Source organism: Bacillus salacetis (assembly GCF_003581585.1).
GTDB lineage: Bacteria > Bacillota > Bacilli > Bacillales > Bacillaceae_B > Rossellomorea > Rossellomorea salacetis.
This window is the reverse complement of sequence record NZ_QXIR01000012.1, coordinates 53,303-70,990: the sequence shown is the minus strand read 5'-3', so window position 1 is coordinate 70,990 and position 17,688 is coordinate 53,303. Positions and strand designations below refer to the sequence as shown.

18 protein-coding genes are annotated in these 17,688 nt (G+C 46.3%); 3 read left to right on the top strand and 15 right to left on the bottom strand.

Features of this window, described 5'->3' with window-relative positions; all coding sequences use genetic code 11:
- Window positions 1-764: 764 nt before the first annotated feature.
- The 10 genes from D3H55_RS10450 to D3H55_RS10405 all read right to left on the bottom strand — a co-directional run bounded on the left by D3H55_RS10450 (window position 765) and on the right by D3H55_RS10405 (window position 9,101).
- The gene (locus tag D3H55_RS10450; protein WP_119546853.1) at window positions 765-1,277 is read right to left on the bottom strand and encodes a GNAT family N-acetyltransferase; all 513 of its coding nucleotides are present in this window, start codon (window positions 1,275-1,277) and stop codon (window positions 765-767) included.
- A 160-nt stretch (window positions 1,278-1,437) separates the two neighbouring features.
- A complete protein-coding gene (locus D3H55_RS10445; protein WP_119546852.1) occupies window positions 1,438-2,475 on the bottom strand; it encodes a DUF2268 domain-containing putative Zn-dependent protease in 1,038 nt (345 codons plus the stop codon).
- 190 nt (window positions 2,476-2,665) lie between these two features.
- Complete coding sequence (locus D3H55_RS10440; protein WP_119546851.1) at window positions 2,666-3,016, bottom strand: hypothetical protein; 351 nt, start codon at window positions 3,014-3,016, stop codon at window positions 2,666-2,668.
- A 5-nt stretch (window positions 3,017-3,021) separates the two neighbouring features.
- Window positions 3,022-3,852 carry an alpha/beta fold hydrolase gene (locus D3H55_RS10435; protein WP_119546850.1) on the bottom strand — a complete coding sequence of 277 codons (831 nt, stop codon included), beginning with the start codon at window positions 3,850-3,852 and terminating at the stop codon, window positions 3,022-3,024.
- Window positions 3,853-3,929: 77 nt separating this feature from the next.
- A complete protein-coding gene (locus D3H55_RS10430; protein ID WP_119546849.1) occupies window positions 3,930-4,391 on the bottom strand; it encodes a DinB family protein in 462 nt (153 codons plus the stop codon).
- 97 nt (window positions 4,392-4,488) lie between these two features.
- Window positions 4,489-5,106 carry an NUDIX hydrolase gene (locus D3H55_RS10425; protein WP_119546848.1) on the bottom strand — a complete coding sequence of 206 codons (618 nt, stop codon included), beginning with the start codon at window positions 5,104-5,106 and terminating at the stop codon, window positions 4,489-4,491.
- Between the two features lie 769 nt (window positions 5,107-5,875).
- A complete protein-coding gene (locus D3H55_RS10420) occupies window positions 5,876-6,889 on the bottom strand; it encodes a S66 family peptidase (RefSeq protein ID WP_119546847.1) in 1,014 nt (337 codons plus the stop codon).
- A 265-nt stretch (window positions 6,890-7,154) separates the two neighbouring features.
- The gene (locus tag D3H55_RS10415; RefSeq protein WP_119546846.1) at window positions 7,155-7,751 is read right to left on the bottom strand and encodes a nucleotidyltransferase domain-containing protein; all 597 of its coding nucleotides are present in this window, start codon (window positions 7,749-7,751) and stop codon (window positions 7,155-7,157) included.
- Window positions 7,752-7,785: 34 nt separating this feature from the next.
- Window positions 7,786-8,787 (bottom strand): S66 family peptidase, encoded by a 1,002-nt coding sequence (locus D3H55_RS10410; RefSeq protein ID WP_119546845.1) that lies wholly within the window; start codon window positions 8,785-8,787, stop codon window positions 7,786-7,788.
- Window positions 8,784-9,101: a YciI family protein gene (locus D3H55_RS10405; RefSeq protein WP_119546844.1), complete on the bottom strand. Its 318-nt coding sequence runs from the start codon at window positions 9,099-9,101 to the stop codon at window positions 8,784-8,786. The genes D3H55_RS10410 and D3H55_RS10405 overlap by 4 nt, the downstream gene beginning before the upstream one ends.
- Before the next feature lie 275 nt (window positions 9,102-9,376).
- Here D3H55_RS10405 and D3H55_RS10400 point away from each other — a divergent pair, with 275 nt between their 5' ends.
- The 3 genes from D3H55_RS10400 to D3H55_RS10390 all read left to right on the top strand — a co-directional run bounded on the left by D3H55_RS10400 (window position 9,377) and on the right by D3H55_RS10390 (window position 10,792).
- Window positions 9,377-9,634, top strand: a complete 258-nt coding sequence (locus D3H55_RS10400; protein WP_240628549.1) for a cyclic-phosphate processing receiver domain-containing protein — start codon at window positions 9,377-9,379, stop codon at window positions 9,632-9,634.
- Window positions 9,635-9,989: 355 nt separating this feature from the next.
- On the top strand, window positions 9,990-10,334 hold the full coding sequence (locus tag D3H55_RS10395; RefSeq protein WP_119546843.1) for a hypothetical protein: 345 nt from the start codon (window positions 9,990-9,992) through the stop codon (window positions 10,332-10,334).
- Window positions 10,335-10,489: 155 nt separating this feature from the next.
- Window positions 10,490-10,792: a hypothetical protein gene (locus tag D3H55_RS10390; RefSeq protein WP_119546842.1), complete on the top strand. Its 303-nt coding sequence runs from the start codon at window positions 10,490-10,492 to the stop codon at window positions 10,790-10,792.
- A 29-nt stretch (window positions 10,793-10,821) separates the two neighbouring features.
- On the opposite strand, the gene D3H55_RS10385 is transcribed toward D3H55_RS10390, so the two are convergent.
- The 5 genes from D3H55_RS10385 to D3H55_RS10365 form a co-directional block, all read right to left on the bottom strand.
- Window positions 10,822-12,813, bottom strand: a complete 1,992-nt coding sequence (locus tag D3H55_RS10385) for a TRAP transporter permease (protein WP_119546841.1) — start codon at window positions 12,811-12,813, stop codon at window positions 10,822-10,824.
- The gene (locus D3H55_RS10380; RefSeq protein WP_119546905.1) at window positions 12,810-13,322 is read right to left on the bottom strand and encodes a DUF1850 domain-containing protein; all 513 of its coding nucleotides are present in this window, start codon (window positions 13,320-13,322) and stop codon (window positions 12,810-12,812) included. Before D3H55_RS10380 ends, D3H55_RS10385 begins: the two co-directional genes overlap by 4 nt.
- Before the next feature lie 130 nt (window positions 13,323-13,452).
- The gene (locus D3H55_RS10375) at window positions 13,453-14,442 is read right to left on the bottom strand and encodes a TAXI family TRAP transporter solute-binding subunit (protein WP_119546840.1); all 990 of its coding nucleotides are present in this window, start codon (window positions 14,440-14,442) and stop codon (window positions 13,453-13,455) included.
- Between the two features lie 512 nt (window positions 14,443-14,954).
- On the bottom strand, window positions 14,955-16,583 hold the full coding sequence (locus D3H55_RS10370; RefSeq protein WP_240628548.1) for a mechanosensitive ion channel: 1,629 nt from the start codon (window positions 16,581-16,583) through the stop codon (window positions 14,955-14,957).
- Between the two features lie 290 nt (window positions 16,584-16,873).
- Complete coding sequence (locus D3H55_RS10365) at window positions 16,874-17,665, bottom strand: divergent polysaccharide deacetylase family protein (RefSeq protein WP_119546839.1); 792 nt, start codon at window positions 17,663-17,665, stop codon at window positions 16,874-16,876.
- Window positions 17,666-17,688 lie beyond the last annotated feature (23 nt).

Genomic DNA, 17,688 nt, shown 5'->3' with positions numbered 1-17,688 from the left:
ATTAGTGAACGTCCTGTGCATAGGCGCAGGACGTTTTGTTGTGGTTTCGGACCCTCTATCTCTTTCGGGACAGATTATTAGTGTTGAATTTCTACCTCGTTGGGTCATTCGGATTATTGGGCCGGGGACTCGCTGAGCTTAGTTTCTCATTGGCCCATTTAGGAACTAAATAGACCGATGATCCTCTGTTTCTCGCATCCCCCTGGCACATTTACACACTAATTGGGCCAGCGACACTCTGTTTCTCTCATCCCCTTGGCCCATTTACACCCTTATTGGGCCACGACCTCTCTGTTTCTCTCATCCCCCTGGCCCATTTACACACTAATTGGGCCAGCGACACTCTGTTTCTCGCATCCCCCTGGCACATTTACACCCTTATTGGGCCGGAACCCCTCTCTTTCTCGCATCCCCTTGGCCCATTTTCACTCTTATTGGGCCGGCGACACCCTGTTTCTCACACCCCCCTGGCCCATTTACACGCGCATTGGGCCAGGACCCCTCTCTTTCTCGCATCCCTGTGGCCCATTTACACACTTATTGGGCCGAAACCCCTCTCTTTCTCGCATCCCTGTGACCCATTTACACACTAATTGGGCCTGAGCACCTCTGTTTCTCGCACCCCCCTGGCCCATTTAGTCACTCATTCGGCCGCCTCCAAGCAAAACCTCGATTCTGATCCACCGATCACCCTGTTTTTTCAAAATACCAAAGAGGACTCATCGATGACGAGTCCTCTTTGGCGTTTCTGATATAAACCCAGGTTATTTCTCCTGTTCTATCGAAAAGACATTCACACTTTTCTCGCCAAGCACAATCACCTTCTCGAGATGCATGCCGATTCTTTCCGCCACTTTTTCAGAGGCAGTATTCTCCGGCTGAATCAGCGAGATGAACCTGTGCCTTCCTAGTGCATTGCGGCCATGATCCAGAAGGGATGCGGCAGCTTCCGTTGCATATCCCTCTCCCCAATGTCTCCTTGCAATCCAGTATCCGATCTCAAGCTCATTTTCCCCATCGATCTTCTGGGGTACAAGGCCTGCATGCCCAATCGGAACACTATCTTCTTTTCGTACAAGCACCTGCAGGCCCATATTTCTGCCTGCTTTATACGTATTGTAGATCCAGGAAAGAAAGTCCCTTCCTCCTTGTTCGTCCCTGACTTTTCCGGATCCGATGAATTTTACCACCTCCGGATCTGCCAGCAGCGCCATGAGAAAATCAAAATCCTCTTCCGTATAGGGGCGGAACGTAAGTCGCTCAGATTGAATGGACACCGCAGCGCACCTCCCTTCTCTTAATCAAACGTTTGATTAAATTTATTTTTCCTGGTTTCCTTACTATCCCTCATAGAGAGATGATGCGATTTTTAAAAGAATCATAATCTCGTATTGTTTTCATCATTTCGCAAAATTCGATGGCGCATACCTGCAGCCTCTAATCTGTGATGGTTTGGAGCTCCCTGAATTTCTCAATGTAATCACTGCCGTTGATTATTTCAAGCGGGAGGAGGCTGGTCCACTCTTCAATGCCGGCTTCCGGGTGATTCCGCAGGTAGCTCTGAGTGATTTCATATCCCAGCTTAAAATTGGTCCAAGGCGGAATGCCCCTCCTGGCACTGCCCTCGAACTCCCAATAATGATCCAGGTCATTCCCGCTCTCTTTCAGTTCTTCAAACATCTGAACCATTAACTCGTCTGATAAGGGTTGGGTCCAGGAAACAGCTGTTTCAGGATAAACCTGATGGGCGAATGCAGCCGCCTTCCCATCCACCACAAATGACTCCATCAGTGTTTCATACATATCAGCCATGTACTCCGTTTGCACAGTAGTGTGATATAACATAGCCACCGTAAATTTGAGGATGTCCTCATCAAAGGAGGGGGAGACTTGGAGAAGGATTAAGTTCTCGCTCAGTGCCAGGCCATTGACACCTCCCCTACTCTCAATTGTCATGACATCCAGTGGATTCACAGGCATGGCTATAATCGTTTTATTTAAACCAGGCAGCATGCCTGAAGAATCTTCCAGAGCTTCCTCGATTAGGTCCGCAATGTCCTCTTCCTTGACCATGAGCTCTTTTGTACTGACTTCCAGCTTTTGCGGATTGGTATTGGGGAAGAGCAGGGATTCCAATTCATAATAGGTTTGGGCGCCGGAGTCGGCTATCCTTTGATATAACGGATCAATTACCTTTTCGCCGTAGACCTCTTTTATCACTAATGAACTGTCAGCCTTCACTGTCTTTGCAAAGTCCAGGACCTCATTATGAAGGAAGCTGAGTTGAAACTCCTGCCCGTCTATTGAAAACCTGCTTGTCCTTTCATCAGAAAGACTCGAGACGGTTTGAACCTGCGGCTTCTCGGTCTCCGCTGAACCGCTCTTTGCATTATCTGTCTGAACTTCAGTGCTTGTACAACCGGCTGTCAAAAGACATACCGCTCCAAATATAATTGAAATGACTCCCCGCTTCACTTGTGCCCGACCTCCATTAAGAAATTTTTCATTAAAAAGGCTCTATTCGTAAACCTTGCTGCTTTGCTGTAATCATTCCGGAAGATAATGCTGTAATGAATCGGTTTTCCGAAAGCAGCTTTATATGCGAAAACAGCCTTACTAAAACAACGAGGCAGGCCCTATAAAGGTTTCAAAATCCGGCCGGCCATTAAGCGGCATTCCTGATCCTTCGCACGCTCATCCATATACTGATGCCGACCAGCGCCCAGATAATGGGATGGCCTAGAGCGATGCCCACCTTGGAAACACCCCCAGCCAGATCAAAAATGACCACGAGCGAGAACAGGAAGAGCGTCGTTACGAGAGAAAAAATACCTGTTCTCTTCGCGGACTCATCCCGTTTTGGAATATAGGACAACAGGATGCTGGCCACAATCACCGCGAACAAAGTGGTAATCACCCACTGCGGCGTGCTGTGAGCGAAAAAGTCGATGTATAAAAGTCCCGCAAAACAAAGGAGATAGACCAGTTCTAATATTTGGCCAGCATTCTTTTTCATGTTCGTCAGCTCCACCTTCTTCTCACTTCCTCCACCACTGTACCGGGATTGTCCCAATGCAAAAGATGAGTGGCGCCGGAAATTGGCTTAACTTCCGCTCCGGTTCTCTGCTGGAAACGGCGGGCTTGTTTCCTTCTGTCTTCCTCCAGGTGCCCGGGCAGGGTCGACCTCAATAAGAGGATATTCTTTGGCATGTCATCAAAGACATCTTCAATATCATCCTTATGCATCGCACGGATGATGTTTGCGCCGGTCACTCCACGGGCATGCCAGTAATGCTTGCCGTCCTTTATCAACGCCAAATCTTCCGCCGCTTTTTCCTTCAATGGCGACCATGTCAATGTCTCGCTTTTCACAAGCTCACGGAATTCTTCCCAGTCAGCCCATGTCTGCTCAAAATCTTCTTGATAATAGGCCATTTCCTCTTCTGCGGATTTACCGGAATGCCTTTTGCTCTGATAGCCGCCGTCTATAAGGATGGAATCCAGCACTCTATGTTTGTAGTTTTTCAGGTAAAATAAGTGAACAAAACTGCCCCAGGAATGGGACAGAAAATAGAATCGGTCGATTTCAAGGTGATCGATGATACCATCGATCCACTCAGCCATCCCCTGCATCTCGTACTTCTTTGGATCTTCAAAAGCAGGCGTCTTGCCATGCCCCGGTGCATCCACCGAAATGATCCGGTATTCATTTTGCAGTTCCTCGGCTGCCTCAATAAAGCTCAGGCTTGTGCTGCCCAGTCCATGGAGACAGAAGATGACCGGAGCATTCTGGCTCCCCCATTCAGTGACATGAACGGGCATTGTGCCGTTTTCTATGTAATATCGTTTCAAAATTTAGTTGCTCCTTTCTCGAAGGGGATGCACCTTTACGAAATTGCACCAGGCACTCATCCCCCGCTGTCAATCTATTAATAATCCCTGAATATCAAATCACTCGAAACAGGTTTCCGGCCGATTTCCCTGGCCCAGATGGACAGCTGGCCAATGTGATGAATTTCGTGCGCTATTAGATGCTTGAGGATTTTTTCATAGGAAAAGACATAGTCGCTTCCGTCCCTGCGTTTCTTTGTCAGGGTTTGACTTGCGGTCTCCTCATTCCAGGATTGCAGGAAGTGTTCTGTGACCGGTCTAGTCATGTTGGTGAACTCAACGGTCTCGTCCAATGAAGATACCCCTTCTTTCATTAAGACTGTCGTGCCCTGCATCTGATTGACCCAAATCTGTTCCCCGTTCGCAACATGAAAAAGCGTGGCCAGGATGCTGCCCATTCCGCCGGTCCTCTCCTTCGTAAGCTCTTCTTCCGGCAGATCCCTGCACCACTCAAACCAGTCCTGCCTCACTTGCCAATTATATCTGAACATATCAAGCATCTTCTTTTCCCCTTTGATTCGGGTCGTGCCAGTCACACCCCGTTTTTTGTCGAATAACCTTTTTAGAGCCCTTATGTATCTATCGGGAAAACCTCTCCTAATCACACACCGTTTTCTTATCGGGATCCCGCAAAAATTCGAACAGCAGTCTGATCTGGGAAGCTGTATTGCGGTCAACCGATAAATCCGGGAGCGCGTCTTCCTCAAAAAAACCGATCTCGCTCGTTTCCAATCCGGCTTGCGGGTTTCCTCCAGTTATTTCACACTGAATGAAGATTTTATAATAGTGAAATGGCTGCGGAGGATGAGGGTGTTTGTAGTAATCGAGCAGTGCGAGCAGTTTTTTGTACCTGACCTCATATCCCGACTCTTCCTTGATTTCTTTTATCACGTTTTCTGAAGGCGACAGGCCGACATCGCAAAATCCGCCGGGCAGGGACCACTTGTTATTGATTTTTTCTTTGACCAAAAGGATTCGGCCCTCTTCAAAAACGGCTCCCCTTACGTCCGCCTTTGGCGTTTGATAACCTTTTTCCTGGGCAAACAGTTCTTTGATTACGTCCTTTTCGACTGTGGTATATTCCGACATGATTTCAGCGCTTAAGTCCTTCAGTTCTTCATACCGCTCAATATCATATACATCCTTCGAAAATGCCAGTCCGGACTGTGATATCGATTGAATCTGCTGCGCCCACTTCATCCATTTGTGCTCCATGATCTCCCTCTCCCCTATTCAAATGCTCTTTTTCTAAAACTTTGCTGCTATTTAAAATGATTCCGAAGAGTTTTCGTCCCGTTTCACTCACCCTAGCTTCCCTATGATCATACCGATCTCGCATTCTCCGGAATCGACAACCTCATAGCTTCCCTTTGGCCACACCGATTTCGCGTTTTCCGAAATCGGCCTCTCCATTGCTTCCCTTTGACCTCATCGATCACACGTTTCGTAGAATCGACAACCTCTTAGATCCCCTTTGACCTCATCGATCACACGTTTCGTAGAATCGACAACCTCATAGCTTCCCTATGATCATACCGATCTCGCATTCTTCGACATCGACACCCTCATAGCCTCCCTTTGACCTCATCGATCTCGCATTTTCTAGAAATCGACAACCTCATTGCTTCCCTTTGACCTCATCGATCTCGCATTCCCCGAAATCGACAACCTCATTGCTTCCCTTTGACCTCATCAATCTCGCATTTTCTAGAAATCGGCAACCTCATAGATCCCCTTTGACCTCACCGATCTCGCATTTTCTAGAAATCGACAACCTCATAGATCCCCTTTGACCACATCGATCTCGCATTCTTCGACATCGACACCCTCATAGCCTCCCTTTGACCTCATCGATCTCGCATTCTCCGAAACCGACACCATCATAGCTACCCTAAGGCCAGAAACCTGCCTCTTACAAATAAAAAACGCTGCATCCCGCTAGCAGGAGCAGCGCCAAACTCTTAAAAAAACCCGTCCCTGTAATCTAAACGAACCTCTGCTCAACAGTTCCCTTTCCATCTGCCACATCAACAATTGCGTGAGCCCCATTGATGAACGTCACTTGGGGAGGCATATGGCCGCAGTCGATATCATAAACAATCGGAATCCCCAGTTCATCCGCCATGGCCTGATAGACATCCTCTGCGGTATAATTACCGACTGGTGCATTGGCATCGCTGCGCCCAAAGAGGATCCCGGAGCAATTTTCAAACCAGCCTGCATATTTCATTTGAACCAGCGACCTGCGCAAATCCGTTGCATTCATGTCACAGTTTTCAAGAAACCAGATCACCGGTTCACTCGGAATGTGCTCCTCCCGGAATGCTGCCACATCTCCATAGTCCGTACCGACCAGATGGCGGAGAATATCGATGCAGCCTCCTAAAAGCCGTCCCTCCAGCTTTACAGGATTATCCCCGACTGTCTTCCATTCCGTCTCTTCTGTTAAATCGAACACACAAGGCGCGGGTTCTCCATGTTTCCACTCTTTCTGGTACTGAGGAGATGAATGCTGGATGACGGTTCCGCCCGGCTTCGTTGAGAGAACTTCCTGCCACATCGCTGTCGTTTCATCCCAGTATTCGCCTCTCAGGTCGACAAAATTGGTTCCATGGGCGGTAGCGATCCCCGTTTTTAACGTGATGGCTAGCATCAGCGCACTTATATCTGAGTATCCTAACAGCCATTTGTTTTTTATCGAAGAGAAGTCAATATCCTGAAGTACTTCGATCAGCAATTCTCCTCCCCATGGCGGGATGATGGCATCTATTTCTTCATTCCTCATCATTTCATTGAATTCTTCTGCCCGGTTTCTGCTTGGAGCCGACTTCGCTTTGTCCTGTGTCCAGGCTGTATCACCCGTCACGACATTGAAGCCCCTTGAGCTCATCCGTTCGATGGCAAGCCTGAACATGTCATGAAGCGCTTCCTGGACTCCGGAAGATGGGGCGGTCACCCCTATTGTGGCTTCTTTTTTTAAGGTTGGGTAGCTAATCATGTTTTATCAGTCCTCACTTCTCGTCTTGATGAGTAATTCGAGATTGCTGTCCGGATTCCTTCTTTAAAATAGGCTGTTTTCGCATATATTGTTGCTTTCGGAAAAATCCCAGGTGCCGGATTTTTCCCCTGTATTCAAAGTTTTTACTCTCGAAAATGGACGAGCAGCTCTTTTCTTCCCTGCTCACCGGGGCTTTTACGACGATTTACCAGGACTATATTTGAAATTTATAGTGAATAGCAACAAAATTTAACGAAAAGAGCCTTTAAATAAAATCAACCCATGGATGGCCATCAGGAAACTGCTTTATCAGGGCAGCCGCAAGCCAATCTTTTTCAGCGGCTGTCAAAAAGGGAAAAACCGTTTGAAAATCCCAGGAATCCTTTTGCCTCAGTTGTGAAGATCCTCCTTTATAGAGCAGCTGTATTTCAGGTCTCAGATAGGGAATTCCCTGCTTATTATTCAGCATGATGTTTCTGCTTTTGATTTCTTTGTTCCTCTTGTATAGCCATTCGCCGCCCTCAAACTCCACAACCAGGATTTGAAACCGGAAAGGAGCTTCAGGATTTCGGCTAGCCCAGATATTATTGATTGCTTCCAGGGAATCTCCTTCACGCCATATTTCCAACTTTCCGCCGGCTGCCTTGTACAGCAGCCAGTCTTGTGAGAGATGGCTGTACAGCGCGGGAAGGTCCTGTTGTGCCGTCACGATATCGATATCGGCGTGGTCCCTGATCTGTTTTCCGATATGAAGGTCCAGTGCCCAGCCGCCGGCAATCCCCCAACTTACCGGGATTGAAGTGAAAAGGCAAGCTGTTTCAGCGACAGAGAGGGGGCTCCAGTTTTCATAGTCCTTCCTCATGTGACTGCTTCCTTTCTGCCACGCGACTTGCCAGTCATTCCACTCCGCTTTCCAGGAAAGTGATACGCCCATTGCCTGCATCCATTTCCGCTTCAATCCCGATTGGGAATACATGGGATGGAAACGTGTGGCCGATATCGACATTAGCCAGGATAGGAAGCTCGCTGCCCCCCAGGATTTCGAGCAGCAGTTCCTCAAAAGTGAACGGGGCATTGCAGTCATCAAAGTGTTCATGCTTACCGACAATCAATCCAGACACAGAATCAAATATGCCAGCTAACTTCAGCATACTTAGCGATCGTTCCTGGATTGCCATATCTTTAAACGAGTCTTCTATAAAAAGGATGGCGCCTGTGACATCGGGAAAATATTCCGATGCCAGGATGCCTGACAGGGTGTTCAGATTCCCGCCAATCAGCTTCCCGCGGACTTTGCCTTTCCTGAGTGACTTCCAGCCGGCATTAGGGACCATCTTCTTCTCCCTGTCCTGAGTCCGCCAATCAATCATTTCTTCTGTCCATTCACCGGGTATTTCCAAGGTATATGGAATTTCCTGCTGATGCATGACTGATTTCTCAAAGTACTCTCTGCCCTTTGGCAGCATCTCCGGGTATTCCCCAAATGACGGTACAATTGCCGGTCCGTAAAAGGCGGGCATTCCCGTCTTTGTATAGACTCCCAGCAAAAGCGCGGTTACATCACTGTATCCCATGAGGATTTTCGGCTGCCTTTTTAACTCCTCATAGTCGATATAAGGCAGCAGAGAATTGGAGTTAGTGCCTCCAATGGTGCTTATGATCGCTTTAACCTCTTTATTATGGATCAGTTCATTTATTTCTTCGGCTCTTTGCTGGATGGAGGCTGAACGGTATCCTTGATTGGATTGAGCACACTTTCCTTTTAAAACGTTGAATCCCATGGATCTTAATTGGGCAAGGCCTCTTTCATACCTTTCCTTAAATAAGACAGGAGCCGGCGTAGAAGGTGTGATGATCCCAATCGTATCCCCTCTCTTCAATTTCCCAGGCTTTATCATTTTCTCAAATCCTGGACAAATGCGACTTGATATGGAAACAGTTCTGCTGTCATGATGCCCTCTTTCACAGCAGGGTCTCCATTCATCAAGGACAATGCTTCCTCTTCAGTTTCCGCTTCGAAAATGACAATGCCAAACGTGTCCTCGTCCAATCCTTTTGTTTTTCCGGCAAGGATCAGTTTCCTGTCCTCATGCATTCTCTGAAGATAGGAAAAATGCCTTCCAACGACGGCATTCTCTTTATCTGTCCAGTTCTTGTCTTGAGTCAATTTCTCTGTCAGTTGAAGTTTATACAGGTATTGTTGTCTTTCCATAGTGTGGTCTCCTTCAGTATTAAGTTGATAGTTTCTTTCTATCACACTATCATATTTCCAAGTTTGTTGTCTGACTTTTTCGTCATTTAATACACGCCATACGAACACAGAATCTCGACATGATTCGAGGGTATAGTCATAATTTGGAATAATTAAGTCGAAATGCCTTTCTCCATTTATATCCTCATGTATGTTATGATAAAGATAATAATAAAATATCTAGGGCCCTTTCGACTTCTCTTGGTATCCCTATTTACGGGAAGGAGCAATAAGAAATGGAGAAAATAAGTGTTTTCCTAGATGACATTCGCGAGGCACCTGATGGGTACGTCCTAGCAGAAACTATGGATGAATGTTTGAATCTATTGAAAAACTTTGAAATTGAACATCTTTCTTTAGACCACGATCTATTGAACAATACGAGAAACGGTACAATGCTCGTGGAAATCATGGTCAGTGAAAAACTGTTCGCTAACCGCATTACGATACATTCAGCAAACTCTGTCCGCCTTAGGGAATGTACAATTCCCTAAGGCAGGCACAAAAAGATTTAGTCATGCCTGCAGCCATTATCCTATCCCTTCGCCCTCTGCCTTTATACTTTTACCCGCCTGGATTCTTGAAGCATTATAACGACACACTTTAACCCAACTCTCTCAAACATGAAATCACATATAATCAACCGTTTAAATATATTGTTTCGACTGATAACAAAGGGCAGTTATGACAGGCTGCCCTTTATAAGCACGCCTGCACTTTAACACATTAACGCGCCGGGGGACTGTCCCCCGGCGCGTTAATGCGTTAAAGCTTGGAAGATTCCTCCACGTTTAACCTGCTGATGTTGTGATATATAGGATTTAGAATATAAAAAAGGCGGGGTTTGGATTGGAAGAAAACTCTCTTGTTAATTTCATTTTGATCGGGTGTGTCATCCTTGGTGTTTTACTGACATTGAAATCACGTCAGTTATGGGTTCCCTATATACATATAGTCGCAACCATCTGGATATTGGCAGGCGGATTTGGCTACTCTATTTTGTTTGATAATGAAGCAGCAATCGGATATCTTTTCGTCTTTGTCATCGGCCAGATCTTTTGGGCATTTCTGTTCGTGTTCATTGCCCAGGTCCTTTCCTGGATGGTCCGCTCTCTCCCCCTGCGCCACAAACAGGAAATCGGCTGGATGTTTCTCATTGGATTCCCAGTAACGTTTTCCCTGGCGATTTTATAAGCCTCCAGGCAAGCCATCACTCTTCAGATTGATGGCTTTTAGTATGCGCGGAAATCGCCCGCCCTCTCCACGAAGCCTGCACCCCTGCAAAAAATCCATATATTTGAAACCTTCTCCCCGTTTTATCCGTAGTATAAATAAAGGGAGTGATTTTGATGGAAGCCATGATCAGCCTCGGTATTTTCATTGTAGTGTTTGCGGGCGGCCTTTTCCTTTTTAATACACTGATGGGTTACAAAAAAGGGAACATCACACTTGATCTGGACGACCGTTATATTGATTACAAAGAATATACCCAGGCCATACAAAGGGAATTGGAGAATAAAGGTCATAATGTGAAATACGAGGGCAATGGGACTTTCACAATTGATGGAAAGAGATATCTTTTTATGGAAAGAAACGTCAGTATGGGCGGTGCCCCGCTGCAAAGGACCATTTTAAAGCCCGAAAAAAAATAACCTCCCGCACTCGGGAGGTTATTTCCATTTTAAGCCGTAGCCGGTTTCTTTCTTTCGTCATCTTTGCCCTTGATGAAGATTTGAAGAGCAAGCATGGCAACAAACAGAACCAGACCAAAGACATCCGTCATTCCCTCAGGGTAGATCAGCATGAGACCGGCTGCCAAACAAAGGATACGTTCGATGACGGTCACTTTGCGGAACCAGAAACCAATCATAGCTGCCCCGATGGCCATCATTCCGGTGATGGCTGTGAACACGACCCATATCAGATAAGGTATGGTTGTATCAATCATCAGCAGTTCCGGTGATAACACAAACATATACGGAATGATAAAGGCCGCAATCGCCAGTTTGGCGGAATTGAAACCTGTCCGGATTGGTTCCCCTCCCGATACCCCTGCGGCGGCAAAGGCTGCCAGAGCAACAGGCGGCGTGATGTCGGCGATGATGCCAAAGTAGAACACGAACAAGTGAGCAGATAAATCAGGTGCTCCAAGTAAAATGATTGCCGGAGCCGCAATCGTTGATGTAATGACATAGTTTGCCGTTGTCGGTGAACCCATTCCCAGGATGATGGATGCCACCATCGTGAAGAACAGCGTCAATAGCAATGTACCTTGAGGAGAGTCGCTTATTCCCGCTGCAAGATCGACAAGCCCATTAGCCATCTTCAGGCCAAGTCCTGTCTTGGTTACCACCCCAACGATGATACCCGCAGCAGCCGTAGCCGCCGCGACAGAAAGGGCTGTTCTTGCCCCATCCACAAGGGCATCAACCGCATCCTTGAAGTTGATGCGTGTGTCCTTTCGGATCGCACTGATGGCGATAGTCGCAACAATCGACCATAATGCAGCACGCATAACACTCATGCCAGTAAACAATAAGACAATGACCACGAGGATCGGAAGAAGGAGATAGATTTTCTTGAGAACTTCTTTTCTATTGGGCATCTCCTCATCGGATAATCCCCTTAGTCCGATTCTTTTCGCTTCGAAATGGGTCATGATCCAAATACCTGCGAAATATAACAGAGCCGGGATGGCTGCCGCTTTGGCAATCTCCCAGTATGTGACGCCTCCGATGAATTCAACCATGAGGAACGCGGCGGCACCCATGATCGGCGGCATCAGCTGTCCGCCTGTCGATGCGGCAGCTTCTACTCCGCCTGCAAATTCTTTACGGTAGCCAAGCTTTTTCATCATCGGGATTGTGAATGAGCCCGATGTTACAACGTTGGCCACTGAGCTTCCGCTGATCGTCCCTTGAAGGGCACTGGAGAAAATCGCCACTTTCGCCGGGCCCCCTGTTCGTTTACCGGCAATGGAGACGGCGAGGTCATTGAAATACTGCCCTACACCAGTCTTGACCAGAAAAGCCCCAAACAACAGGAACAGGAAGATGAAGGTCGCGGACACATATAATGGCGTCCCGAGGATCCCTTCACTTGTGAAGAACATGGTCCTGACAATCGCATCGAAGTCATACCCCCGATGTGAAAGGAAACCAGGCATGATCCTTCCATAGTACATATAAAGCAGGAAAGCACCCGCTATAATGGTGATCGGAAGCCCTACTGCACGCCTTGTAGCTTCCAGCACCAGAAGGACGGCTATGATTCCCACTGTAAAGTCAGCTGTGGTCATGATGCCGATCCTGTTAACGATTTCATCTTGCATAATCGGCCAGTAACTTCCTACGACAATCGAGAGCAGTGCGAGAATAATATCGTACCAGGCCACTTTATCCTTTCGTGACCTTTTTTTACTCGCCGGAAATAGTAGAAAGATTAGAGATAGTGCAAACCCTAAGTGAATTGATAGAAGTAATTGCCTTGGAATGAATTGAAAGATTGAGGCTGTCAGCTGGAAAAGCGAGAATGCCAGCAAGCCAAAGAATACGATCCATTTAACAATCCCCGACTTGAATTTTCTCGTGGAGGAATCGGGATCATATTTTTCCAACAGCTCTTGCTGTTCTTCAGCTGTCAGTGATTCGAAGTGTTTTGAGTTAGTACTCATTTGAGAATCACTCCTTTCCAAAATTGAAATAATGATTGATTTTGAACACTCATCCGTATCAGTGTCCCTTTTTCAAAGTAGTCTGCAAGCGGATATACTTTTTCATTGTATATGAAGCGGTGATTTGCCGCTACTTGTCCTATGGAAATATCGACGTAAGGAAAAACACGGTTCATATTGGAGATCTTATATTTACCGTCCTGTGTCCTGCTGAAGACCTCTTCCCCTGCCGCATCACCCGGCATACCGATGGCCGTGTCCTCGTAAATCAACGTCGTCTGGACGATATTGAAATCAGCATCCGCTTCGTACACCTCCAAAACATCAGAGAGATGGATGGAATGTGTGTAAAGGATGGAGAACTCATCCTCCATTCCCCGCAGTGGGATCAGAACATCCTTGCTTTCGTGTTTGAGCGATTCCAGGACAACACATTGTTTGAAAGGAACAAAGGGCAGAAGGCACATAATTCCTGCTGCAATAATGGCAGCGGCTCTCTTCCATTTCATGTTCCACACTCTTTTCTTGGCCTCCAAAAAGGTTCAGAAAACCTAAAGGCTGCTTTTTCATGATTCATCATCATAATAAAAGAATAGACCGATCAGATCGGCCTATTCCATGTTGCCTGAAGAAACTGTATTAGTCTTGGGAAATTCCTTTTTCCTCAAAGTATTTAGCCGCTCCCGGATGCAGTTCGATACCCATTCCTTGAAGTGCATTCTCAGCACTGATCAATTCACCTTTTGCATGGCTGATCTTGTCTGTGTTTTCAAAGATCGCTTTTGTGATCTCATAGACTTGATCTTCGGAAAGGTCAGAGCGTGTAACGAGCATAGCGCGTACAGCTACAGTTTCGATATCGCTGTCAAGCTTGCTGTAAGTACCGCCTGGAATCGTATCTTTCGCATAGTAAGGATACTTTTCGATAAGCTCATCGGCTTTTTCAGAGCTTACAGGGATGATGGTAACATCCTGAGTTGCAGCAAGTCCCTCAACCGCACCTGTTGGTGTACCGGAAGTGATGAAAGCTGCATCGATCGTTCCATCCTGGATCCCTGTAGTGGAATCATCGAATGAAAGATTGCGTGCACTCAGGTCATCAACTGTCAGTCCGTGAACTTCAAGGATCTGTTCGGCATTCAGCAATGTACCGGAGCCGGCTTCCCCGACAGATACCACTTTCCCTTTCAAATCTTCAACAGATTCAATGCCTGAATCCTTTGTTGTAACGATCTGGATCGTTTCAGGATACAGTGTACCGATACCTTGAGCATTTTCAACTTTGTTATCGGAGAACATTTGTGTCCCTTCTGTTGCATAGGATGCAATGTCCGTTTGAGTAAAGGCAACTTCAATATCACCTGATTTAATGCTCGCCATGTTCTCGGCAGAAGCACCAGATGTTGATGCCGAGGATTCTATTCCTGTTTCATCCTGGATGATTTTCGCAAAAGTTCCGCCAAGTGGATAGTATGTACCACCTGTACCACCTGTTGCAATCCCGATGAAGTCTGCTTCTGTTTCTCCGTCTTCACCAGAACCGCCGCCGCTTCCTCCGCCGCAGGCTGCCAATATCATAGCCGCTACAAGAAGCAAAACAGCACTGAATGATAAACTTCTCTTTTTCATGTCATTCACCCCTATAATTTTTTTATTAACAAAGATAGTTTAACACAATTTGTAATAATATTGTAAATAATTTAACTTTTCGAATATTAACCGACATTGGTATTTATGCAAGTTTGAATACCGCTGACCTCTGCACTGTAATCGAGTTCACCGCCGCCGCTTCCAGCAAGTCCGCGTATCATACATATGTATTATCCTTTTGTATTATGAATATTATTACATAAAATGCAAACTCCATGCTCTGCCTAGTACATTCTATCAAACCTTTGCTAATTTTTAAAATTATTACTGCAGAATAGTAGGAGAGACCCCCAAATAACCAGTATTATACTGGTAAAATCCGTAAGAGGAGTGCAGGATTCGCGGGCTCTCCGGTTAGAAGGGACTTTGGCCCCTTTATTGGCTGTGGACGCAAGAGAAGCACTACTAGTGGAAGGATGCGTTGTTCAAACTGAACGCCGCATATCAAAACTAAAGGAAAGACCCGAAAAGTATCGGGCCTTTCTATCACATCACTCTCTTGGGAAACCATCATCCGGACGGTTCGGCTGGTTATCGATCGTTCCATCTTCATTCATGGAAGTGGTCCAGTCGTCTCTTTGGCTTTCCTCAGCCTTTCTCTTCGCCTTTTCTTTATCGACCGAGATATCGGACAGGTTATTTTCCATTTTGCTCAGGTAGTTTGCTGCAAACTCTCTGCCTCCGAGGCCGAAAGACAGGCCAAATGCCAGTGCCAGGCCGCCAAGGACCAGGATGAACGCAGAGTTAACGATGGATTGGGCGATGCCCAGCTGATCAAGCGCCATGAAGAATGCCATGATGATGATCGCATATTTAGCAATTGTGGCAAGTACATTCTTGTTGTTTCCATTCAAAATGCTGGATAAGACTTTCTTGGTGATATTTCCAAGATAGAGTCCGACAGCAAGGATGACGACCGCGGCAATGACGCTAGGGATATAAGCAAAGACTCCTGTTGCCAGGGTCACAAGGAATTCAAGTTCGACGATTTGCAGTGCTTCCACAATGAACAGCAGCGCAACAACGAAATGAACAATGTAACCAAGAATTCTCGTAATGGTAAAGGAATTGGTTGTTTCATCAGGCTTCCAGCTGCCGACCTTCATATTGCTCATTATAGAATTGATGCCCAATTTATTCAGGAAGCTGGTTGTCCACTTCCCTGCCATACGGCCGGCCCATAGACCTACCAAGATCAAGACAACCGCCACGGCAATATTCGGAAGCATCGTAAGAACATCGTTAAGCATGTCGATGGCCGGTGCAGAAATTCCTTCTATATCAAGCTTGTCCAATGCGGCAATCACAGTCGGGATCAAAATCAGGATGAACGCGATATTCCCAACAATGGATGATAGAGATGTACCATTCATTGTCCTTGACAATCCTAGGCGTTCTCCCAGGCGTTCAAGTCCAACTGCATGAAGGAAGTTCGTCACGATGGTGCGGACAAGCTTTGCAACGAAATATCCGACAATTACAATCAGTGCAGCTGCAAGCAGTTTCGGAATGAACGCCAGCATGCTGTTCAGCATATCTGCGAACGGTTCGGAAACCCCTGTTATATCCAATGCTGACAGTACTGCAGGCAGGAACAACAGCAGGACCAGGTAGAACAGGACTTTGGCTGTTTTGTTGATGCCTTCATGAGCATCTTTCTCGGTATCCGCAATATTCCATTTTACCAGCAGGTGATCGAAATTAGCTGCATTTCCAAGCTTTCGCACCCCGTATCTCACAATCAATGCAAGTGCATAAGCAAACAGCAGGATCAGTGCCGCTTTCAGGATGTTATCAATCGCACCGAATATGGAGTTCATTACATTCACTAACGGCTCAGCGATCAAATTCAGGTTCAGAATGTTAAGTACTATGATGAAGACAATCAGCAGTAAAATCCAATAGACGATTTTGCTTATGATCTTTTCAGATGAATATTTTCTATTAGGAAGGTGGGAAAACAACTTGTCATCCACTCCGGATTTATTGAGCAGTTTGTAAACCGCCTTTTCAACCCCTTTGGCGACAAGCCATCCAATAAGAAGAACGACTAATGCAAGAATAAAATCCGGGATTTTCCCTAAGAATCCCTCAAAGTTATACCAGTTCATATTGTTCATTCCTTCAACTCCTTTGTCTTTTTCTACCCTCCTTTTCCCAATCCGATTATTCACTAAACAAAATCCTGTTCCAGTTATATGGGAATAGGAAAAATTTAAATGCCGCTGGGACATCTTTTGAAATTATTGATTCCAGTCGAAATAAACGAAAATAAAACCGCATGGCATCAAGGTTATATACCTGACGTCATGCGGTCCATTCATGTTATTAGGTTCTATTTTCAGCCCCGATCCTTGCGAAGAGAGCTATTCATCAAGGTTTTTCCCCATCTTCCTTTGATTTTCGACCGTTATTCCAATCGTTCATTGACTAATTCGAATTCAGGGATGATGTCCGATAAAGGGACTGCCTTCGCTTCGTCCAAATATAATGGAATATACTCCTTCAGGACATCGACCATCTTATTGCCGGATATTCCGACATGGCCGATCGCTATGATTTCCTTATCGGTTTTCAACCGTCTCATGATTTGGTCTGCTTGCTTCGTGATGTGCTGTGTCGTATAGACATGATCGAAGAACAATTCATTTTCCAGATATGGTACGCCCAATTCCTCTGCCAGTTCAGGCACGACGCTTTTCGGGGTTGTCCGGCTGTCCAGGTAATAGAGCCCGCGCTCCCGGCAGACTGTCAACACCACTCTCATCACCCGCTCATCGGCTGTAGCTTTGGATCCCATATGGTGGTTCATCCCGACAGCAAATGGCACTGAATCGATCGCCTCTTCAACCCTTTTTCTAATTTCTTCGTTACTGAGGCCTGTTGTGACAGCTCCCGGTCCAAGCCAGCTCTGCTTGCCACTGACAGGCTCCATCGGCATATGAACGATCACTTCATGGCCGAGTCTGTGCGCCAGTTCAGCATCTTGTTTTGTGGTTTCCATTAATGGCATCACGGCTACAGTCAACGGGATGGGAAGCTCCAGCATCTCCTTTGTACCCTTCATGTTATTTCCGAAATCATCGATGACAATGGACAGCGAACTAGTTTTCAACCCCGCTGGCGGTGCTGCTTCTTTTGCTGATGCAGCTCCTGAGGTAAACATGGCAGCAAGCAAACTGAATACAATGATTTTTTTCATGATCTCGTCCTTTTTTAGCTTAG